A 21,154-nucleotide genomic window follows, 5' to 3' on the forward strand; every position below is an offset into this window, starting at 1 on the left:
ATGGGGCAAAACTATCTACAAACTTACGATTCTATACTAATTAAAATTTTGTTTCCATTTTAATGTAATCGAGAAATTCTCGACGTACAATAGGATCTTTAAACGCACCGCCAAATTCACCGGTCACCGTACTGCTTTCTATATCACGTATACCGCGACTATTAACGCATAAGTGTTTTGCATCGATAACGCAGGCTACATCTTCTGTATTCATGACCTGTTGCAGTTCACGTACAATCTGTATGTTTAATCGTTCTTGAACCTGTGGACGTTTTGCATAATAATCTACAATACGGTTCATTTTAGAAAGTCCAACGACAGATCCGTTTGAGATATAAGCAACGTGTGCTCTACCTACTATAGGAAGTAAGTGGTGCTCACAGGTAGAATAAAGTACAATGTTCTTTTCTACGAGCATCTCGCCGTATTTATACTTGTTGTCAAAGGTAGATGCACTAGGTTTTGCATCTGGACGTAAACCGCCAAAAATTTCTTTCACAAACATTTTTGCAACACGGTTAGGTGTACCTTTTAAACTATCATCAGTCATGTCCATTCCTAGTGTTTCAAGGATATGGTGGACATCTTTTTTAATGATTTCTATTTTTTCTGCATCACTTTTTTCAAAAGCGTCAGGTCTTAAAGGAGTTTGTTCGTTTGATGATAAATGATCGTGATCATCTACATTATTAATTAAGTCTTCTATTTTCATGTGCACATTTGCTCTAAAAGGAGCCATAAATATTAAAAAGCAAAGGTATGGAATACGGACGTAATACGGGTGTTTTAAGGGATTTAGACTAAAGAAAAGTGTTGTTACGTTAAGATGGTGTTAAGGATTTTCTGCATATTTGTAGAAGCAGATGAAAAAGTGAAAAAAGCAAATTTAAAACGATGAGACATTTATTAACAATTGCGATAATCTTTATAGGGTTATTTGCCACTGGTCAAGGAATTATTAATATGCCCGATAATAACGGTGTTCCTACCAGGTTTGTAACCTGTAGTGGTTCCTTTAATGATGATGGTCAAAATGGAGATTATGGAAATAATATAAATGGTTATGCCGTTTTTTGTCCAGGTATACAGACCGATAGGATGCAGCTTAACTTTATCCAAATGATTATCCAAACCGGAGATGTGTTAACTATCTATGATGGTGATTCTACAGCAGCGCCGCAATTAGGAACTTTTACTAATACGACTACCGCACCAGGAATGTTTCAGGCTAGCGCAGGAAATCCTACGGGTTGTTTAACGGTGACCTTTACTTCTAATGGTAGTGGAACAGGTGCAGGATGGAGAGCTGGGATAAGCTGTTTTGATCCTTGTCAAGCGATAAGCACTACAATTTTAACAACACCAGCACCCGATGCGGATGGGATTGTTCGTATTTGTCAAGGTGATACTGTAAACTTTGATGGGTCTGCAACCTTTAGTGTTGACGGAACTGGAGCTACCTATGAGTGGGATTTAGGTAACGGTGGAGGATTAAATGCTGGAGCAATTCAAAGTGAAACTTATACCACATCTGGTATTTATTTAATAGACTTTGTAGTTACTGATGCAACCGGTTGTTCTGATCGAGAATCTAGAGATGTCGTTGTTCATGTATCTACAGATCCAGATTTTACAGGAACCGCAGCGGTAGATAATACCATCTGTTATGGAGAGTCTACTGATATTAATGGTAATGTAACACCTATAGAATTTGCAATAACGCCATCACCACCTATTACTGGTAGAACATTTTTACCAGATGATAATGGGACAACCAGTTATCAAACTTGTGTGAGTGTTGATTTGTTCCCACCTGGAGCGACTATGACTAACGCATCTGATCTTATAGATATCTTTTTAAATATGGAACATTCCTATTTAGGTGATTTAGATATATCAGTTACTGCACCTAACGGAGCAACTGTTTCTTTACATACCTATGGAAGTGGTGGTGGAGGAACTTTTTTAGGAGTACCTATTGATATTGATACTGATTTAAATCCAGGTACTGGATTTGATTATGTTTTTACAGAAAGTGCAACGCAAACTTGGGCGCAAGCTCAGGCTGGTGTAACTACTTTGCCAGCAGGTGATTATTTGCCAGTTGATCCTTATAGTACCTTTGTAGGTACACCGCTTAATGGACAGTGGTGTATTAACATTACAGATAATTTGTCGTCTGATAATGGTTATATTTTTTACTGGGGACTTAATTTTAATCCAGCAATTATCCCAGCAGACTTATCATTTACACCTAACGCGACCAGTGAGCAATGGCTAGCAGATCCTTCTATAACTAATACGGTAGGTAGTACGATAACAGTAACGCCTACTACTGAAGGTGTGAATTGTTATACTTATGAATTTATTGATAATTTTGGATGTACCTATACTGATACGGTTTGTATTACTGTACTTCCAGAAATAACTAACGGTGTTCCATCTGGATTTGTCATTTGTGATCCTACAGGAACAGCCGCTACAGTAGATTTAACAACTCGTGATGTAGAGATATTAAATGGTCTTGCAGCAACAGATTTTCCTATTACTTATCATTTGACACAGTCAGATGCAGAGAATGGAGTAGGAGCAATAACAACTCCTACGGCATATACAAACACATCAAATCCACAAACTATTTATGCAGCAATCACAGATAGCACAACTATGTGTGTTGTAGTTGAATCATTTGATATCTCTGTGGGTAGTGCAGCTTATAATACAGTTCCAGACATTGACTTATGTGACGATCCTAGTAATGATGGGTTTGAGACTTTTGATTTAACTTCACAAGAGGCTGGTATCTTGGGTAGTCAATCGGCTATGGATTTTACCGTTACTTATCATACTACTCAACTAGATGCTGATGCTGGTATAAATGCTATACCTAATCCTACTAGTTATGTAAATGTGCAGACACCAGCAGAAACAATTTATGCGCGTATAGAAAGTGTTACAGATGCTACATGTAATGATACAGGAAGTTTTGATATCACTGTTTCTCCTACACCAATAGCAAATATTCCTATGGATATAATTGCGTGTGATGATGTGTCTAATGATGGAATAGCTACGTTTATTCTTTCGTCTAGAAATAGTATGGTGTTGGGAGCTCAAAACCCAGCAGATTTTAGTATTTCTTATCACAGTACTCAAGCTGATGCAGATTCAAATACAGCAGCTTTAACTAGTAGTGGTTATATGAATGCAGGTACTGGTCCTGAAACCATTTATGTTCGTATAGAAAGTGTACTTAACGATGCATGCTATAACACAACTTCATTTTTAATTAGAGTTGATCCTCAAGCTGTGTTTAATACGGCTCAAACTATCAATTTGTGCGATGATACTTCTAACGATGGTTTTGAAATTTTTGATATAACAAGCAATGAAACTGATATTTTAGGAACTCAAAATCCAACAAATTTTACGATTACTTATCATAATACTCAGATGGATGCAGATATGAATACGGCGTCCATTCCTAATCCAGGAAGTTATACTAATATTTCAACACCTGTTGAAACCATTTATGTTAGAATTTCTCCTAATGGAAACGTGAATTGTTATGCAACGGGTACCTTTGATATTGAAGTAAGTCCTACAGCTGTTGCAAATCCTGTTACTGATATGACATTGTGTGATGATTCTTCAAATGATGGTACTGAAGTATTTGACTTATCTACACAAACAGCAACGGTATTAGGAACACAATTACCTGCTGATGTTGAGGTGACTTATCATGCGTCACAAGCAGATGCTGATGCGGACACAGGATCTTTAGCCTTAAACTATCCTAATACTTCAAGTCCACAAACAATATATGTTCGTGCAGAAAATGTTAATAATACTGATTGTTATACAACGACAAGTTTTGATTTAATATTAAATCCAGCACCTACTATTGCAGCTGCTGCAGATTTACAATTATGTGATGATCCTAGTGGTGATGGTGTAGAGAATTTTGATTTAACGGTTAATGAAACTGCAATTCTTAATGGTCTAGCACCAGCAGATTTTATGTTTACCTACCATATGAGTCAAGCAAATGCAGATGCTGATGCGCCATCCATTGCAACAGCTTATGATAACACATCCTCGCCAGAAACAATTTATGTAAGAGTAGAAAACATTAATACAGGATGTTATAACACTACTAGTTTTGATTTAATAGTAGATGCTATTCCTGCTATAGCAACCGTTTCTAATCTTGAGGAATGTGATGAAGATGGTGATACGGTTGCGATATTTTCTTTAAGCGATCGAGAGTCCGAAATTATAAACGGCCAGACCGGTGTGACTGTATTATATTATGCTTCTAATGCAGATGCTTTAAATAATACCAATGCATTAGATGAAAACTCTTATTCTAATACCGCAAATCCTCAAACTATAAGTTATAGACTAACTAATGCTTCTGGCTGTTATGCAATAGGGGACTTTATTATTGAAGCAGTTGCGGCACCAATGGTAATTACTCCTATGGATGTAAATAATTGTGACGATGGTACTGGAAATGCTATTGCAGATTTAGCACCAGTTACTACTCAAGTGATCGGTACTCAAACAGGTGTTACTGTGAGTTATCATGAGTCACAAGCCGATGCTGACAATGATTCAAATGTAGTAGCATCCACTTATGCTTACAGTTCAGATACCACTTTATTCATAAGAGTAGAAGATGATAATACAGATTGTGTAAGTTTTACCACTGTTAATTTAATTATCGATTCATTACCACAACCTAGCTTGTTGTCACAATACGTTTTATGTATTGATAATAATGGAGTTTTATTAAATGGTCCAGAGGTTCTGGACACTGGTTTGAACAACATAGATTATACCTTTGAATGGTTTTTAAATGGAGTTGTTATCGCAGGTTCTAACAGTGCTTCACACGATGCAATAGATCCTGGTGACTATGAAGTAATCGTTACTAACATTGCTACTGGATGTGATAATTCAACTACGACCAATGTGAGACAATCAGGTATTCCTACAGCATATAGTGTCGACGTAACAACAGAAACCTATGCAGTAGATCATCAGATAATCGCGACCGCAACAGGACCAGATGAATACTGGTTTAGACTTGATGATGGACCATATGTAAACAATGGAGTGTTTAATAACGTATCACCAGGATTACACAATGTAACGATAGCTGAACGTTCTGGTTGTGGTGAAATAATCGTTGAGGTGTTTGTGTTTGGTTATCCGGACTACTTTACACCTAATAATGATGGTTATCATGATACTTGGAATATCATCGGTGCAGATCGATTACCTATTACAACCCTATACATCTTTGATAGATATGGTAAATTGTTAAAACAACTAGATACCGTAGGACCTGGATGGGACGGGAATTATAATGGACAGCCATTACCTAGCTCAGATTATTGGTTCAAGATAGAGTATGAACAAGATGGAAGAAAAGGTGAGGCAACTGGTCACTTTGCATTGAAACGATAGATTAGTTTGTATTTCGCTTTCGCGAAAGCAAAATCATATTACCAATATGAATCTTTTAATCTTCGTTAACAAAAAAAAGCCTTTGAGAGATTTCTCAAAGGCTTTTTTTGTTATGTCCAATAGTTTCTAGAAATTAAAACCTATGGTAGCGATAATGTTATTTTGAACGTTATTAATTGCAGCGCTAGAAGTTAAGCCAGACTCAAATAGTTGCTGGCTGTAATCTCTTTCTGCACGATCGTAAGAGATGTCTAGCGTAGTTTGTCCCCAAGTGTATCCTAAACCTAAGCTGTATCCAGTTAGATCATCCATGATATCTTTGTTTTTATAAGGAGACTGCTCATTACGGTATCCTGCACGTAATGACCAATTGCTAACTCGGTATTCTCCACCTATACGTAACGTACCAGCATTCGTTAAATCTTGATTGATTTGTCGATTGTTTTCAGCAAAAAGAGGATCGCTGGAAGGCTTAAACTTCAGACTAGAGTAGTTTTTTGAACTGTAATCTATGCTTATTAGACCTTTCTTTCCAAAGATGTAAGCGAGGCTTCCACTGATACTGCCAGGTGTTCTTAAATCGTAAGGTGCAAAGATATTAACTACATTAGGGTCAATAATCTCAGTTATGGTGCCACCACTTCCATCAGCACGTCTTGCAGATACAGATTGTGTGATAGATTCTTCTACATCATACCATGTAGGCGATTCATAAGCAGCACCTATTCTTATGGCGTCTGTTAATTTTGCTATAGCGCCTACTTGAAGAGAGATACCAGAGGCTTGAACATCTATATAATTATTAAATCTTACAGCATCTACTAGTGCTCCATTGTTATTTTGTTCTGAAAATGATGTAGAACGTTGATAGTCTATATAATGAGTGTTTATGTTGAGTCCTAAACTCAATTTGTTTTTAATTTCTAAAGCTCCATTAAAAGATAATTTACTCTGATATCCAGAAGTGTTTTGAGAAAGTTGTTGGTCAAATGTTCCTGTCCCAGTATTAGAAACATAGGCAGTATTAAATTCATCGTTGTTATCAACGGCATCAATGACAAAAGATTGATAACCTAAAAAACCCTGTTGAGCTCCAAATCCTTGATCTTCACCTAAGAATCGATAAAGGCCAGAAACGGTTTCATCAGGCCTTAATTGAAAATTATCGAGTTCGACTCCATTTGCAAAACTTAAAAAATATTCAGAAATAGAGATGTTATTAGTGCCAGCTATAAAAAGATTGTTATCGTAATTACGAGTATCGTCATAATTAAGTCCAAACGAGAACTTTGTTACAGCTGCGTTCTCATTTTGATTTTTATATACTAAAACAGCTCCAGCTTGGTTTAAGGTAAAGTCATTATCGTTATTTTCTGCAAATGAGCTGTTGAAATTACTGTCTGTCTGATTACCGGTATACCCTAGCGAGACACTTGCGTAATGGTTAGCAAATATGACAGATCCTGCAGGGTTGCTTCCTATGGCTGTAAGGTCTCCTCCTAAGGCTCCAAAGGCTCCGCTCATACTACGATAGCGAGCGGTTCCATATGAGCCTTGTTGGCCATATAATAATCCATCAGCTATCGTTTGTCCATAACTGCTTACTGCGCCTAAAAGGCAAGCGCATAATATTATTGATTTTTTCATAATAAAATAATGAGTTTAAAACTATCCTCTACGACCACTAGATCTTGTTCCGCTAGATGATCTTCCAGATGAACTACTAGATGATCTTGTAGAACTTGAAGAGCTTCTGCTACTAGAGCTTGAACGTCCCATAGTGCTGCTTCTAGAAGAGCGACTAGATGAATTGTTTCTTGCTGTTGTATTACTTCTTGACCTCGTAGAACTACGTCTTGATACTCCTGTGCTATTTCTACTAGTACTACGAGAGTTCGTTGCAGTTGTTGAGCGACCTCGACTTACACCGTTAGTACCTCTACCTACGTTACGTCTTGTTGTGTTTCTATTGTTCACCGACGTTGTTCCTCTAGAGTTTCTTGAAGTATTTCCTATGGCATTTCTAGAATAGTAATTTCTATTACCATTTACAAATGCGTAATTGTTTCTATTGTAATAGTTGCCCCAGCGATTACCCCAAGCAAAGCCGTTGTTGTAACCCCAATAATTCCAACCGAATCCGCCGCCCCATCCAAAGCCTTGATTCCAACCCCAATTGTTCCAACCATATCCACCGTGCCATGGGTTTCCCCATCCAAATCCTCGATTCCAACCCCAATTGTTCCAACCGTAACCACCATACCATGAGTTTCCCCAACCGAATCCTCTATTCCAGCCCCAATTATTCCATCCGTTATCGTAATAGTTAATAACTACCGTACTTGGAGTTTCACCAAAACCACTTTCTCCACCGCCATAATTTGAGGTATAGTCTGGATTAGATTGATCATAGCTTTGAGAAGAATAACTGTCTACATCTGTAAACACACTGTCCTGACCAAAGTTTTGTCCATATTGTTCAGCTTTTTCAGCAAATAAATTTTTATAATAGGATCCGCTATTCTCTTCATAGCTCACTTGATCTATTTCTTCGTCATCGTAACTATCGCCGTAAATTCCATCATTATAGGATACCGCATCAAACGAGCCACATGATGTTATAGTTATCATCAGTGCCATTAGGGCATAAATGCTCAATAATTTTGGAAATTTTAAAGTAGATGTTCTCATAGCGTAATAATTTATGATGATAGTATAAAAATAAGTAGTTTTGAGGGCTAAATAAACCTTTTAACAAAACTTAATAATAATCATCAAGTTTTGTGCCAAAATAAAGTACATGGGAAAGAACTTAACCAGTAGAAGTGAAGACTATTCAAAATGGTATAATGAGCTAGTTGTAAAAGCAGATCTAGCAGAAAATAGTGCGGTTAGAGGATGTATGGTCATTAAACCGTATGGCTATGCAATATGGGAAAAGATGCAAGCAGAGTTGGATCGTATGTTTAAGGAAACAGGACATCAAAATGCTTACTTTCCACTTTTTGTTCCTAAAAGCCTTTTTGAAGCTGAAGAGAAAAATGCTGAAGGATTTGCAAAAGAATGTGCTGTTGTAACTCATTATAGGTTACAAAATGATCCTGATAATCCTGGTAAGTTAAGAGTTGATCCTGAGGCAAAACTTGAAGAAGAGTTAGTGGTAAGGCCTACAAGTGAGGCTATAATATGGAATACTTATAAAGGATGGATTCAATCTTATAGAGATTTACCATTACTGATTAATCAATGGGCTAATGTCGTAAGATGGGAAATGCGTACTAGATTATTTTTGCGTACAGCAGAGTTTTTATGGCAAGAAGGGCATACGGCTCATGCAACCAGAGATGAGGCGATTGCTGAAGCAGAGCAGATGAATGATGTTTATGCAGAGTTTGCTCAAAACTTTATGGCGATACCAGTGGTCAAAGGGCTTAAGACTGAGAGTGAGCGTTTTGCTGGGGCAGACGAAACTTATTGTATTGAGGCTTTAATGCAGGATGGTAAAGCATTGCAAGCAGGAACATCACATTTTTTGGGTCAAAATTTTGCTAAGGCTTTTGATGTGAAATTTACTTCGAATGAAGGTAAGCAAGAATATGTGTGGGCAACTTCTTGGGGTGTTTCCACGCGTTTAATGGGTGCGCTTATCATGACTCACAGTGATGATAAAGGATTGGTTTTACCGCCAAACTTAGCGCCTAATCAAGTAGTTATTGTTCCTATTTTTAAAACAGAAGAGCAATTTGATGAGATTACAAATGTGGTAAATGGATTGATAAAATCTTTAAGATCCAAAGGTGTTACTGTGAAGTATGATAAGAGAGACACTTTAAGACCAGGCGCAAAATTTGCTCAGCATGAATTACAAGGTGTTCCGTTAAGAATCGCTATAGGAGCTAGAGATCTTGAGAATGGAACGGTGGAATTAGCGAGGCGAGATACCCTTTCTAAAGAGACAACTGCTATAGATGGTATAGAGGATAAAGTAGTGGGGCTTTTAGAAGAAATACAGTCGTCGTTATATAATCGAGCATTGGAGTATAAAGATACACATACTACCAAAGTGGATACTTTTGAAGAGTTTAAAGATGTGCTTGAGACTAAAGGTGGGTTTATTTCTGCGCATTGGGATGGAACAATTGAAACAGAAGATAAAATAAAAGAAATTACTAAAGCTACAATCAGGTGTGTGCCTTTAGATACTGATAATGAGGAAGGTATTTGTGTTTTTAGCGGTAATAAATCTTTAAAAAGGGTGTTATTTGCAAAGGCTTATTAAAATTTTTTAAAAAAAGTTGCCTTTGATGTTTGCGAGATTGAAAAAAGTACTTATTTTTGCATCCGCTAAACGAGCAAAACATTAATGGCCCGTTCGTCTATCGGCTAGGACGCATGGTTTTCATCCATGTAAGAGGGGTTCGATTCCCCTACGGGCTACAACAAATTAGGTTTTAAAAAACCACATTTAGAAAGTATATGGCAAATCATAAAAGTGCTTTAAAAAGAATTAGAAGAAACGAAGTTGCTAGACTTAGAAATAAGTACCAGCACAAAACAACTCGTAATGCTATTAAAAAATTACGTGAGACTGAAGATAAGTCTGAGGCTCAGAAGCTTTACGTAGAAGTTACTTCTATGGTAGATAAGCTTGCTAAGCGTAATATCATACATGATAACAAGGCTTCTAATATTAAGTCAAAGCTTGCCAAGTTTGTTAATGCGTTATAGTATTTGCTACTTTTAAAATTTAAAGCCTTTCATTTATGAAAGGCTTTTTTGTTTTCTGTTAGTCAGAACGATTTATATGTTTGTTATCAAAGTTGATCCTATTTAAAAAGTAATCCTATTCCTTATATTTTAGAATGTTATTTTTATAAATACTTTTTAATTTTTTATGATAATGGTCTAAATAAAAAAAGGTCATTCTGAACAGAACGACCTTTTTTAAGTTTAAGGAGTGTAAAACTATGTTTAATTATTCCCAGTATTTTTCTTGCGCTCATTCATTAATTGTCTACTTAATTGTTGCTCCTTTTCTAAAGATCTACGTTTATAACTTTCAAGTTCTTCTTCTGCAAGTTTTAAATTGGTCTGTGATACGTTGGTGATTTCATTGCTACTACGATATTTAAATATAAAAATAACGAGTGCTAATAGCAGTATGCCAATTATAGACCATAGTATTAAATTGTAAGTGACTTTGTCAAGCATAATACCGAATAAAGAAATAGAATCTTTTTCTTGGTCTATTTTTTCTAATTCAGCATCTTTTGATGTGATCTGATCTTCTAAAGCTATCGTTTTTTTATCTTTAGTTACTATTTGTTCTTCTAATACCTTTATAGAGTCCTTAAGGCCATCGATGCGCTCTACGGTCTGTTTTTTAAGTTCTTGAAGCTTACTTTGTTTAATTACTTTAAAATCTTGATAGCGATTTGCTTCGTCAATTGTTTGCTCAAATTTCGCTTTGATAGTTGTTGTCTCTTGGATAGGTTCGTTTTCCTGAGCCAAGGCATTTAAACATAATAAAGAACTAAGTATTAATGTGGTGTGTTTCAATTTTTTGATTTTTAGGGTAAAATGCCCTTAAAAATAGTGATTATTTGTTTTTAATATCTAATCTATTAGTACTAATCCATTAGTTTGAAAGTTTACCCTTTTTACAAATCCATAAAAAAAAGAGCTTATTATTTAATAAGCTCTTTTTTAAAAATTTGATTTGTTTATCGTTAGCTATTCATCGTAGCGATAAATTCTTCGTTATTGCGAGTTTGTCTCATTCTTTGAGAAATAAATTCCATGGCTTCAACAGCATTCATGTCAGCAAGATACTTTCTTAGAATCCACATGTGTTTGATAGCTTGTTCATCTAGTAGTAAGTCATCACGTCTTGTAGAAGAGGAAGTTAAGTCTATAGCTGGGAAAATACGTCTGTTTGAGATATTACGATCTAATTGTAATTCCATATTACCTGTTCCTTTGAATTCTTCAAAGATAACCTCGTCCATTTTAGAGCCAGTTTCTGTTAATGCGGTAGCAATAATTGTTAATGATCCGCCGCCTTCAATGTTACGTGCTGCTCCAAAGAATCGTTTTGGCTTGTGTAATGCATTTGCATCTACACCACCAGATAATACTTTACCACTAGCAGGTTGGACAGTGTTATAAGCTCTAGCAAGACGTGTTATCGAGTCTAATAGAATCACAACATCGTGTCCACATTCTACCATACGTTTTGCTTTCTCTAAAACTATGTTTGCCACCTTTACGTGATCATGAGCCTCTTTATCAAATGTGGAAGCAATGACCTCTCCATCAACATTACGTTGCATGTCTGTAACTTCTTCAGGGCGCTCATCAATAAGTAGAACTAGTTGGTAAACCTCTGGATTATTTGCTGCGATTGCATTTGCGATGTCTTTTAGTAACATCGTTTTACCAGTTTTAGGTTGCGCTACAATCATTCCACGTTGACCTTTACCGATAGGTGCAAAAAGATCCATTATTCGTGTTGAAAGGGATGATTGACGTTCTGCAATGTTAAACTTCTCATCAGGAAATAGAGGTGTTAAGTGTTCAAAAGACACGCGATCTCTAACTACACTAGGGTCTAATCCATTAATCTTAATGATTTTGATTAGTGGAAAATATTTTTCTCCTTCTTTAGGAGGACGAACCATTCCTAATACGGTATCACCAGTTTTAAGTCCAAAAAGGCGTACTTGCGATTGTGATACATAAATGTCATCTGGTGAAGCGAGGTAGTTATAGTCACTACTGCGCAAGAATCCATATCCATCAGGCATCATGTCTAAACATCCTTCACTTTCTATAATTCCGTCAAATTCAAAATCAGGATCACGATAGCGATTACGGGTATCTTTATTGCCTTTGGGAACGTTGTTTTGATTATTGTTGCGCTGATTTTTATTACGGCTATTACGATCATTTCTATCGTTGCGGTCGCCGTTTTGATCATTGCGTTTATCGTTTTGAGAATTCTTGGCCTTTTTGTCATTTGAGCGATCAGACTTTTCATTACGATTGTCGTTTTGCTTAGGACGTGGTGTGCGAGCCTCTTTTTTAGGGGAATCTTCCTTTTTATTAGTTTCCTCTTTATTAGAGTTTGTCTTGTTTTCTTTAGGTTCTGTTTTCTTTTCAGCCGTTTTTCTAGGTCTTGGATTGGGCTTGCGCTGTTGCTTAGGAGCTTCTTTTTTCTCAGTAACAGGTGCTTTTTCGACTAGAGCAGGTGTAGCTTCAACATCTAGTTTTTTCACCACATCTGGATTTGCGGCTTGAAGATCTAGTATTTTATATACGAGGTCTAATTTTCTGAGCTGCTTGTATTTAGGTACGTTAAGTCCTTTGGCTATTTCCTGTAATTCAGGTAGCTTTTTTGATTTTAAATCAGCGATTTGAAACATAAATTATAATGTGTGTGATATATCATTCTATAGATGAACCGAAAGAATAAGAAATTATTTTGGGGTTAGTTAACCTAGTAAGAGATGGTTAACCAATCGGTGATACAATAATACATATAAATATTAATATGGGCTATGCTTTTTTAAGGATATATATTATTTTTGGCAATAGTTAAGGAAAGCTAATAGCCTACTTTTATTTTATGATACAACGTATTCAAACCATTTATTTAATACTAGCAGCAGCTGTTTCTGGTGGTCTTATTTTTTTAGTGAGTTTATGGATTGATGGAGAAGGTAATGAAGTTGTGGCCATGGATGAGTCTAGCTATTTTGGTGCCTTTGTTGCTAGTGCGCTGTTATCACTAGTGGCTATATTTATTTACAATAACAGAAAGTTACAAACGGTAATTAACCGTCTTAATATTTTATTGAACCTTATTTTGCTAGGAGTTTTCGTTTATCGATCGCTAACTATGTCTGGAGAAACGGCGGTTTCTGAGAAAGGCATTGGGATGCTTTTACCTATCTTATCTATCGTTTTTTTAGTTCTGGCAAACAGAGCTATTCGTAGGGATGAGCAACTCGTAAAATCTGCAGATCGTTTTCGTTAAACACTGTATCTTAGTTTATTTAGTGAAAAACCTGCGAGGCGCCACCTTGCAGGTTTTTGTTTTTATGCTTTCGCGAAAGCGTCATTATTACCATCTGTACTCTTTCAATTTTAACGATCTTTCTCTATTAATTCTAAATTTGAAATCTTTCCCTCATTAATTTCAAACCGCAACATGGTGCGTTTCTTATGAAATCCATGTATGCCGATAGCTCCGGGATTGATATGTAGACAATTAATTTTTTTATCGTTGATTACTTTAAGAATGTGTGAGTGGCCACAAATAAATAGATCTGGTGGATTATTGTAGATCTCTGGTCTTACTCTCTGGTTGTACCTGCCAGGATAACCACCTATGTGGGTAATCCATACGTCCATACCTTCACATTTAAAGCGATTATGTTCTGGGAACTGCATTCTTGCTTTATCATCATCAATATTTCCCCATACCGCACGTAGCGGTTTGATTGCTGCAATCTGATCAGTGACCTTTAAATCACCGATGTCGCCAGCGTGCCAGACCTCATCTGCTTGTTTTACATACTTAATGATGAAATCATCAATATGACTATGTGTATCTGAAAGAAGTAATATTTTCATAATTCAAAGATAGTGTGAGAATATGTGTTGATAGAGTTTTGTAATGGTTTATACTTCCTGTCATTCTTAGGTCTTTACTAGTTATAAAACTGGTTCATTATTCGGCATATCCACTTATCTTTGTATTGATGCAAGAGAAAAGACGTTATTTTATTGAGCTCGCTTATGATGGAACAGCTTATCATGGATGGCAACGACAACCACAAAGTATTTCTGTGCAAGAAGTCTTAGAAGATGGATTGAATAAAATGCTGAGAGAAAAAATAGCGATTCAAGGTGCTGGTAGGACTGATGCTGGTGTGCACGCGGCATTTATGGTAGCCCATTTTGATTATAAAGGAGAAATAGATCTAGAACATCTAGTTTATAGATTAAATAGGTGGTTGCCTAAAGATATTGCTGTGTACGAAGTGAAACCTGTTGTAGAAAATGCACATGCGCGATTCCATGCTTATAAAAGATCCTATGAATATCATTTTTTATTAAGACCAGATCCTTTTCAGGTAATGCAAGCTTATGTCCTGTTTAGAAAACCTGATTTTAAATTAATGCAGGAAGCTGCAGCCATTTTACCAGAGTATAAAGATTTTGAATGTTTCTCAAGGTCTAATACTGATGTAAAGACTTATATCTGTGATCTGACAGAGGCCTATTTTGAATTTAAAGATCATAAAGTGATTTTTCATATCACCGCAAATAGATTTTTACGTAATATGGTTAGGGCAGTAGTTGGAACTTTATTAGACATTGGGTATGGTAAAAAAACAATTGAAGATTTGCACGAAATAATTGCTTCTAAAAATCGTAGTAATGCTGGCGCAAGTGCTCCTGCAGGAGGATTGTTTCTTACTAAAATTCATTATCCAGAGGAGCTGTTTTTATGAAAGGTAAAATTATATTTCAAGAAAAGCAACGTTTTACGCAGTGGTGGTTGTGGCTGATAATTGCAGGTTTAGTAGTAGTCATAACGTTCCAATTTAATTGGGATGAAGATCTTCTAGGTCAACTCACTATTGATAAAGTTATGCCAAGTGTTATTATAGGTTTTATTTTGGTTTTATTTTTATCACTCACCTTGACAACGACAATAACGGACGATGAAATTACCGTTAGATATATTCCTTTTATTAAAAAGGTGTTTAAATGGTCTGAATTGTCAGAAGCACAAGTGATTGACTATGGTTTTGTAGGTGGATGGGGAATAAGATTATGGACTAATTATGGAACCGTTTACAATGTAACTGGCTCAAAAGGATTGCATATCAAAATGGCTGATCGTCAATATGTAATCGGTACACAAAAAGAAAAAGAATTGCAATCTAGTATTGCACATTTATTATAATAATTATGGCATCTACTACAGGTAATGCATTTAACTTTAAATTGTTTAAGAGGCTGATCTCTTATACAAAACCATATAAGACTACATATTATTTTGTAGCTGTTTCTGCTATTTTACTTTCAGGTCTTGCTATTGCAATGCCATATTTAATTAAAGTTTTAATAGATGACTACATTATCCCACAAGAATTAAGTGGTATTTATATAGTGATTTGTGTAATGATCGCTGCTCTGTTACTTGAGGTGTTATTACAATTTTCATTTATATTTTATGCAAACTGGTTAGGGCAACAGGTGATTAGAGATTTGAGGTTAAAGCTATTTAGTCACATGCTCAGTTTTAAAATGAAGTACTTTGATAAAAGTGCTGTCGGTAAATTGGTAACGAGAGCTGTAAGTGATATAGAGACTATAGCAAGTATTTTTTCACAAGGACTATTTGTGATTATATCTGATTTATTAAAAATGCTTGTAGTTCTTGTTTTTATGGGTATTTCTAGCTGGCAACTAACTTTAGTTTCTCTAATTGTAATGCCTTTTATACTTTATGCAACTCGGGTTTTTCAAAAGGCAATGAAAAAGGCATTTGAAGATGTGCGTAATCAGGTAAGTAATTTAAATTCTTTTGTTCAAGAACGAGTAACTGGAATGAAAATCGTTCAGATTTTCAATCGTGAAAAAGTAGAGTACGACCAGTTTAAAGAAATTAATGATAAGCATCGTAATGCATGGGTTAAAACGGTGTGGTATAATTCTATATTCTTCCCTATTGCCGAAATGGCTTCAAGTATAACGATAGCACTAATTGTGTTTTTAGGTTTTAAGTTGATGGTTTCTAGTGAAACATTAGAAGATGCTAGTTTGCAAATAGGTACGATTGTAATGTTTATACAGCTAGCTCAAATGCTCTTTAGACCACTACGACAGATCGCAGATAAGTTTAACACGCTGCAAATGGGTATGGTGGCAGCAAATAGAGTATTTGGTATATTAGACACAGACTCTACTATTGAAAACACTGGTAATGTGCAGGCTAATCACCTTAAAGGTGAAATTGTTTTTGAAGACGTAAAATTTAGTTATGTTGATGATGAACTTGTACTCAAAGGTATTAGTTTTAAAGTTAATCCTGGAAACACTGTTGCTATTGTTGGGGCTACAGGTGCTGGTAAATCAACAATCATTAATTTGCTATCTAGGTTTTATGAGATAGATGCTGGCGATATTTTAATTGATGGTGTAAATACAAAGGACTATGATTTATACAGCTTACGATCAGAAATTGCTGTGGTCCTTCAAGATGTTTTCCTGTTTGCAGACACGATACTTAATAACATTACACTCAACGATATTAATATAACAGAAGATGACGTTGTAAATGCTGCTAAAGAAATAGGTGTCCATAAATTCATATCGTCATTACCTGGTGGATACCACTATAATGTTAAGGAGCGTGGCGTGATGTTAAGCTCTGGTCAGCGACAGTTAATCGCCTTTTTAAGGGCATATGTGTCTAATCCTAGTATTCTCGTATTAGATGAAGCAACAAGTTCTGTAGATGGTTATAGTGAGCAATTAATACAAGTTGCTACAGAAAAGATTACAAAGAACCGTACTTCAATAGTTATAGCTCATAGGCTGGCTACTATTAAAAAAGCCGATAAGATTATTGTGATGGATTCTGGTCAGATTGTTGAAATAGGATCGCATTTAGAACTTCTTCAAAAGGAAGATGGCTACTACAAGAATCTTTATGAGGTTCAATTTGCTCAAGAAGAGGTCGCATAATTTCAAATACCTTGTTGTGAGTTCGCTTTCGCGAAAGCGTATTTGTAAATCTATTCTTAAGCTGGATTCACATATTTTTTATAAATAACAACAACTATTATAGTAATTATTATACCTGCTAAAAATGAAGTTATTGCAAGAGCAACCGATATCAGAATAGCGATAAGTGCTTTAAGGATAGCTTCTTGCCAGTTTAAATACATGCATTTTTTATAGCAATAAGTATTGTATATGAATAGCATCGGGTATGCCATCATGGACCACACCATTAAAATATCTACATTAATAAAACTTAATAATATTGATATAGGAGTTGTTACAATTACAAAATGACTGTAAGTGTACATATGAAATACCAGATGCTCTGTAAAGTTGTATTTCTTGTTTTTCCAGAACGTAATACGTCCAATAAACGCTAGTATAGGTAAGGTCATGAAAATGATTAAGCCTTGATACTTAGTGACAAAATCAAAAACTTTACCATTCATTACATTGGTTTCGGCTATTCTTTCTTCAGTATAACCTAATGATCTGTAAAATTCATCGTTATTGGCAAGGCCTGCGGTTATGTCGATATTAAAAGTTTTCACAACAAACATATAGATACCACTCATGAAAATAGCGATAAAGACATATCGTATGGCGTCCACATAGTTCATGCGGGCACCTTTTATATATCCATTAATGACGTGGTGTGGTTTAGTGAATAGGTCTATGAAATTACGTCCAAATTTAGTATCTATTCCCAGATACATGTCTGCGACATCAGCACCTACATTGCGCATTGTGATACGTTTTTCAATCCATTTTGCACCACAGTCTGCACAGTATGATTTACCAGCATATACGAGACTTCTACAGTTTTTACAGTTGCGTTCCATTCAATTTGATATTAAGACCTTCTAGTAAATCAGGATAAAAAATAACTATACCTGCAATTATAATCATACCTATGATTAAAGTGATGATGGACTGTACAATAAAGTAGAGGATGGTCATTAAGAAAGTTTTCCAAACCGTTTTCCAAAATGATAATTTAAATATCCTTTTATAGTACCAACCTATTAAAATAAAAGAGAAAATAGATAGAACCGAAGACATCTGAAAATAATTCAGAGATGTAATAATGATTACAGGCGTTAATAATACCGTTATCAGATTTATTAATCCAAAAACATAGCCAAATAGCACAAGATGTTCTACAAAATTATATGATTTTTTATAAAATGTCACCCAGCCAGTTAATGCATAAAAAGGGATGAATAATGAGGTTAATAGCCCCATATAATCATAGAAATAGGAAAGGTATTCCTCTGCGTTTTTTTCATTTGAAGATACTGTGTCAAACCCTAGTAATTCTGGGTAAAAGTTTTTAAGCACAAATATGTGAATTCCGAATAGCGTTAAACTAATAAAGAAGAAATTAATCACATTAACATACTTCTTGCGTTGTCCTGTGATATATCCATTTATAACATCTTCAGGATATCGGAATAGTGTAACACAAGTTTTAATAAAAACATTTTCAGTTCCTAAATAACGTTCAGTAAACTCTGCTGTGATTTTACGAGGTGTAAGTCTGTAGTCCAACCATTGTGCACCGCAATGCGGACAATAATTGAATTTACTAGAGTATCTGGTGGTACAATTTTTACAGGTTTTCACTCGAGATGTTTTTTTATCCTTACAGATAGGTCTTCTAAATTCTCAAAAGTTTCAAATTCAGCATTATTAATTAGAGAAATTTGACCGGTTTCTTCACTTACCGCAATAGCGATGGCATTACTTCTTTCAGTAACGCCTACTGCTGCACGATGACGTAATCCAAAACGTTGAGGGATACTTCTATTATCAGATACCGGTAAAATAACTCGAGTAGCAGTGATACGGTTGCCTTCAATGATCATGGCACCATCATGTAATGGCGAATTTTTAAAAAAGATACTTTTAATAATTGAAGTGTTCACTACGATATCTTGCTCATCACCAGTGTTTTTTACAAAATCTAGTGATCCATCTCTTTTAATTACTATTAATGCACCTGTAAACGTGTTAGACATCTCACCACAGGCCTTTACAATTTGATCTACAGCAGTATGATCTGTATCGATATCATCTTTAAAAAAGTGAAGCTGCTTTAAGAAACCTTTACGAGAAGTAAAATTTGTAGAGCCCAGCATTAATAAAAATTTTCTAATCTCTTGTTGAAATACAACAATCAAAGCAAAAACTCCGGCACCAGTAAAAGCACCTAAAGCACGACTAAGTAATTCCATTTTAAGCGTTTCTGTAATGCTATAAATGATATAGATAATCACTATTCCAATAAAAATGTTTATTGCAGGTGTGCCTTTTACCAGTCTATATAGATAAAAGGTTAGTGCTGCCACTAACAAAATATCTATAACGTCGAGAATTCTTAAATCTGGTAATTCCAATGGTATCGGTTTTTGTAAAAATAGAGTTTAATTTGATTCTAATATATGATATAGTTGAATCACTTCCATGGCTTCTTTAACATCGTGAACGCGTAAGATAGAAGCTTCTTGTTGTAGGCAGATCATATGTAAAGCACTAGTGCCGTTAAGTGCTTGCGATGCTTTAATGTCTAGTGTTTTGTATATCATGGACTTACGGGATATACCTGATAGGATAGGTACATCATGAAATTTTAATAGTCTTTGGTTTTTAAGTAAATGATAATTTTGATCAATTGTTTTTGCAAACCCATAGCCTGGATCAATAATAACATCATTAATACCTGCAGCCCTTGCGGTAGCAATGCGTTGGGAAAAATAAATATTAATATCTTTTATAAGGTTGTCATAATCAGTTAAAGACTTCATAGTTTGTGGTGTGCCACGCATGTGCATCATTATGTAAGGAATTTGATGATGAGCCACCGTTTCTATGACTTTTTCATCTAGCGTTCCAGCACTTATATCATTAACCATATTTGCGCCATGTTGTATTGCTTGGTCCATTACTTTAGCTCTGAAACTATCTATACTTATATTCAGATTATTAAATTCTTTACTCAATACTTCTAGCACTGGAATTACACGGTTCAACTCTTCGTCAACTGATATGTTGACTCCATCGGGTCTAGAACTATAACCACCTATATCTATAAATGTAGCGCCATCAGTTAACATTTTAGTGACCTGATTTAATAGATCTGAGTCTGATTTTAATTTACCGCCATCATAAAAAGAATCTGGTGTCACATTAACAATACCCATCACGCGTGGTGTGGACAGGTCTATTAATCTACCGTTACAGTTGATGGTATGCATTAAATTATGGTTATTTAAAATTTAAAGCCGAAATTTACACAAAATATTATCCGTTTATGTCCCAGACCAGTCAGCAATATGATGCAGTAGTTACAACCTGTAGAGATCTTTTCTCAAAGAAAATGAAAGATTATGGTAGTGCATGGCGCATTTTAAGACTGCCATCGCTTACAGATCAGATTTTTATTAAAGCACAACGCATTAGAGGATTACAAACACTTGCAGAATCTAAAGTTGACGAAGGTCAGGAAAGTGAGTTTATAGGAATTATCAATTATTCTATCATGGCGCTAGTACAGCTAGAAAAAGGTGTGGTAGAGCAGCCTGATTTAACGTTAGAGCAATCTTTAGAATTATACGACCATCATGTAGCAGTTACTAAAAAGTTGATGATGGATAAAAATCATGATTATGGCGAGGCATGGCGAGATATGAGAGTAAGCTCGCTTACAGACTTAATTCTTCAAAAACTTTTAAGAGTAAAACAAATTGAAGATAATAAAGGTAAAACCATTGTCTCTGAAGGACTAGACGCAAATTATCAGGACATGATTAATTACGCCATTTTTGCGATGATTCATTTAGGTCAATAATTCAAAGCCTAAAGTTGCTGTATC

General features: G+C 35.4%; 18 protein-coding genes and 1 tRNA gene. 9 read left to right on the plus strand and 10 right to left on the minus strand.

Features of this window, described 5'->3' with window-relative positions; translation table 11 throughout:
* Positions 1 to 40: 40 nt before the first annotated feature.
* Positions 41 to 712 (minus strand): GTP cyclohydrolase I FolE, encoded by a 672-nt coding sequence (gene folE, locus R1T42_RS00305; protein ID WP_042248377.1) that lies wholly within the window; start codon positions 710 to 712, stop codon positions 41 to 43.
* Positions 713 to 894: 182 nt separating this feature from the next.
* Between folE and R1T42_RS00310 the strand changes: the two genes are divergently transcribed.
* Positions 895 to 5,475: a T9SS type B sorting domain-containing protein gene (locus R1T42_RS00310; RefSeq protein ID WP_317290851.1), complete on the plus strand. Its 4,581-nt coding sequence runs from the start codon at positions 895 to 897 to the stop codon at positions 5,473 to 5,475.
* Between the two features lie 126 nt (positions 5,476 to 5,601).
* On the opposite strand, the gene R1T42_RS00315 is transcribed toward R1T42_RS00310, so the two are convergent.
* Together R1T42_RS00315 and R1T42_RS00320 are read right to left on the minus strand one after the other, a co-directional pair.
* Complete coding sequence (locus tag R1T42_RS00315; protein WP_317290852.1) at positions 5,602 to 7,122, minus strand: OmpP1/FadL family transporter; 1,521 nt, start codon at positions 7,120 to 7,122, stop codon at positions 5,602 to 5,604.
* Positions 7,123 to 7,143: 21 nt separating this feature from the next.
* Positions 7,144 to 8,166 carry a hypothetical protein gene (locus tag R1T42_RS00320; protein ID WP_317290853.1) on the minus strand — a complete coding sequence of 341 codons (1,023 nt, stop codon included), beginning with the start codon at positions 8,164 to 8,166 and terminating at the stop codon, positions 7,144 to 7,146.
* A 109-nt stretch (positions 8,167 to 8,275) separates the two neighbouring features.
* On the opposite strand from R1T42_RS00320, the gene proS reads away from it, so the two are divergent.
* From proS to rpsT, 3 genes are all read left to right on the plus strand, one after another.
* Positions 8,276 to 9,754: a proline--tRNA ligase gene (gene proS / locus R1T42_RS00325; RefSeq protein ID WP_317290854.1), complete on the plus strand. Its 1,479-nt coding sequence runs from the start codon at positions 8,276 to 8,278 to the stop codon at positions 9,752 to 9,754.
* Between the two features lie 86 nt (positions 9,755 to 9,840).
* A tRNA-Glu gene (locus tag R1T42_RS00330) sits at positions 9,841 to 9,912 on the plus strand.
* 39 nt (positions 9,913 to 9,951) lie between these two features.
* Positions 9,952 to 10,203 carry a 30S ribosomal protein S20 gene (rpsT, locus tag R1T42_RS00335; RefSeq protein ID WP_036581872.1) on the plus strand — a complete coding sequence of 84 codons (252 nt, stop codon included), beginning with the start codon at positions 9,952 to 9,954 and terminating at the stop codon, positions 10,201 to 10,203.
* 243 nt (positions 10,204 to 10,446) lie between these two features.
* Here rpsT and R1T42_RS00340 read toward each other — a convergent pair whose 3' ends face one another.
* Both R1T42_RS00340 and rho read right to left on the minus strand, forming a co-directional pair.
* A complete protein-coding gene (locus tag R1T42_RS00340) occupies positions 10,447 to 11,034 on the minus strand; it encodes a hypothetical protein (RefSeq protein ID WP_317290855.1) in 588 nt (195 codons plus the stop codon).
* Between the two features lie 170 nt (positions 11,035 to 11,204).
* Entirely contained in the window at positions 11,205 to 12,899 is a 1,695-nt protein-coding gene (gene rho / locus R1T42_RS00345) for a transcription termination factor Rho (protein ID WP_317290856.1), read from the minus strand.
* Positions 12,900 to 13,102: 203 nt separating this feature from the next.
* On the opposite strand from rho, the gene R1T42_RS00350 reads away from it, so the two are divergent.
* Entirely contained in the window at positions 13,103 to 13,513 is a 411-nt protein-coding gene (locus tag R1T42_RS00350) for a DUF4293 domain-containing protein (RefSeq protein ID WP_042297354.1), read from the plus strand.
* Between the two features lie 110 nt (positions 13,514 to 13,623).
* Here R1T42_RS00350 and R1T42_RS00355 read toward each other — a convergent pair whose 3' ends face one another.
* Positions 13,624 to 14,115, minus strand: coding sequence for a metallophosphoesterase family protein (locus R1T42_RS00355; protein WP_036581865.1), 492 nt, complete (start codon positions 14,113 to 14,115; stop codon positions 13,624 to 13,626).
* Between the two features lie 125 nt (positions 14,116 to 14,240).
* Between R1T42_RS00355 and truA the strand changes: the two genes are divergently transcribed.
* The 3 genes from truA to R1T42_RS00370 are packed head-to-tail and all read left to right on the plus strand — an operon-like array spanning position 14,241 to position 17,241.
* Positions 14,241 to 14,996, plus strand: coding sequence for a tRNA pseudouridine(38-40) synthase TruA (gene truA, locus R1T42_RS00360; RefSeq protein WP_042297353.1), 756 nt, complete (start codon positions 14,241 to 14,243; stop codon positions 14,994 to 14,996).
* Positions 14,993 to 15,454, plus strand: coding sequence for a hypothetical protein (locus R1T42_RS00365; RefSeq protein WP_036581860.1), 462 nt, complete (start codon positions 14,993 to 14,995; stop codon positions 15,452 to 15,454). Before truA ends, R1T42_RS00365 begins: the two co-directional genes overlap by 4 nt.
* A 5-nt stretch (positions 15,455 to 15,459) precedes the next feature.
* The gene (locus R1T42_RS00370; protein ID WP_036581858.1) at positions 15,460 to 17,241 is read left to right on the plus strand and encodes an ABC transporter ATP-binding protein; all 1,782 of its coding nucleotides are present in this window, start codon (positions 15,460 to 15,462) and stop codon (positions 17,239 to 17,241) included.
* A 56-nt stretch (positions 17,242 to 17,297) separates the two neighbouring features.
* Here R1T42_RS00370 and R1T42_RS00375 read toward each other — a convergent pair whose 3' ends face one another.
* From R1T42_RS00375 to folP, 4 genes are read right to left on the minus strand one after another with little or no spacing between them, the layout of a single operon-like run.
* Positions 17,298 to 18,122, minus strand: a complete 825-nt coding sequence (locus tag R1T42_RS00375) for a DUF3667 domain-containing protein (protein ID WP_317290857.1) — start codon at positions 18,120 to 18,122, stop codon at positions 17,298 to 17,300.
* Positions 18,106 to 18,906, minus strand: coding sequence for a DUF3667 domain-containing protein (locus tag R1T42_RS00380; protein WP_317290858.1), 801 nt, complete (start codon positions 18,904 to 18,906; stop codon positions 18,106 to 18,108). Before R1T42_RS00380 ends, R1T42_RS00375 begins: the two co-directional genes overlap by 17 nt.
* On the minus strand, positions 18,903 to 19,679 hold the full coding sequence (locus tag R1T42_RS00385) for a diadenylate cyclase (RefSeq protein WP_036581850.1): 777 nt from the start codon (positions 19,677 to 19,679) through the stop codon (positions 18,903 to 18,905). Before R1T42_RS00385 ends, R1T42_RS00380 begins: the two co-directional genes overlap by 4 nt.
* A gap of 27 nt (positions 19,680 to 19,706) precedes the next feature.
* Positions 19,707 to 20,537: a dihydropteroate synthase gene (gene folP / locus R1T42_RS00390; protein ID WP_317290859.1), complete on the minus strand. Its 831-nt coding sequence runs from the start codon at positions 20,535 to 20,537 to the stop codon at positions 19,707 to 19,709.
* Positions 20,538 to 20,593: 56 nt separating this feature from the next.
* Here folP and R1T42_RS00395 point away from each other — a divergent pair, with 56 nt between their 5' ends.
* Positions 20,594 to 21,130: a DUF1599 domain-containing protein gene (locus R1T42_RS00395; RefSeq protein WP_042248215.1), complete on the plus strand. Its 537-nt coding sequence runs from the start codon at positions 20,594 to 20,596 to the stop codon at positions 21,128 to 21,130.
* Positions 21,131 to 21,154: the final 24 nt, after the last annotated feature.

This window comes from Nonlabens ulvanivorans, assembly GCF_032922765.1.
Lineage (GTDB): Bacteria > Bacteroidota > Bacteroidia > Flavobacteriales > Flavobacteriaceae > Nonlabens > Nonlabens ulvanivorans.

What these genes read in the sequence shown, in the direction of transcription:
- folE (WP_042248377.1), bottom strand. Translation starts at nt 712, where the DNA reads ATGAAAATAGAAGACTTAATTAATAATGTAGATGATCACGATCATTTA.
- R1T42_RS00310 (WP_317290851.1), top strand. Translation starts at nt 895, where the DNA reads ATGAGACATTTATTAACAATTGCGATAATCTTTATAGGGTTATTTGCC.
- R1T42_RS00315 (WP_317290852.1), bottom strand. Translation starts at nt 7,122, where the DNA reads ATGAAAAAATCAATAATATTATGCGCTTGCCTTTTAGGCGCAGTAAGC.
- R1T42_RS00320 (WP_317290853.1), bottom strand. Translation starts at nt 8,166, where the DNA reads ATGAGAACATCTACTTTAAAATTTCCAAAATTATTGAGCATTTATGCC.
- proS (WP_317290854.1), top strand. Translation starts at nt 8,276, where the DNA reads ATGGGAAAGAACTTAACCAGTAGAAGTGAAGACTATTCAAAATGGTAT.
- rpsT (WP_036581872.1), top strand. Translation starts at nt 9,952, where the DNA reads ATGGCAAATCATAAAAGTGCTTTAAAAAGAATTAGAAGAAACGAAGTT.
- rho (WP_317290856.1), bottom strand. Translation starts at nt 12,899, where the DNA reads ATGTTTCAAATCGCTGATTTAAAATCAAAAAAGCTACCTGAATTACAG.
- R1T42_RS00350 (WP_042297354.1), top strand. Translation starts at nt 13,103, where the DNA reads ATGATACAACGTATTCAAACCATTTATTTAATACTAGCAGCAGCTGTT.
- truA (WP_042297353.1), top strand. Translation starts at nt 14,241, where the DNA reads ATGCAAGAGAAAAGACGTTATTTTATTGAGCTCGCTTATGATGGAACA.
- R1T42_RS00365 (WP_036581860.1), top strand. Translation starts at nt 14,993, where the DNA reads ATGAAAGGTAAAATTATATTTCAAGAAAAGCAACGTTTTACGCAGTGG.
- R1T42_RS00370 (WP_036581858.1), top strand. Translation starts at nt 15,460, where the DNA reads ATGGCATCTACTACAGGTAATGCATTTAACTTTAAATTGTTTAAGAGG.
- R1T42_RS00375 (WP_317290857.1), bottom strand. Translation starts at nt 18,122, where the DNA reads ATGGAACGCAACTGTAAAAACTGTAGAAGTCTCGTATATGCTGGTAAA.
- folP (WP_317290859.1), bottom strand. Translation starts at nt 20,537, where the DNA reads ATGCATACCATCAACTGTAACGGTAGATTAATAGACCTGTCCACACCA.
- R1T42_RS00395 (WP_042248215.1), top strand. Translation starts at nt 20,594, where the DNA reads ATGTCCCAGACCAGTCAGCAATATGATGCAGTAGTTACAACCTGTAGA.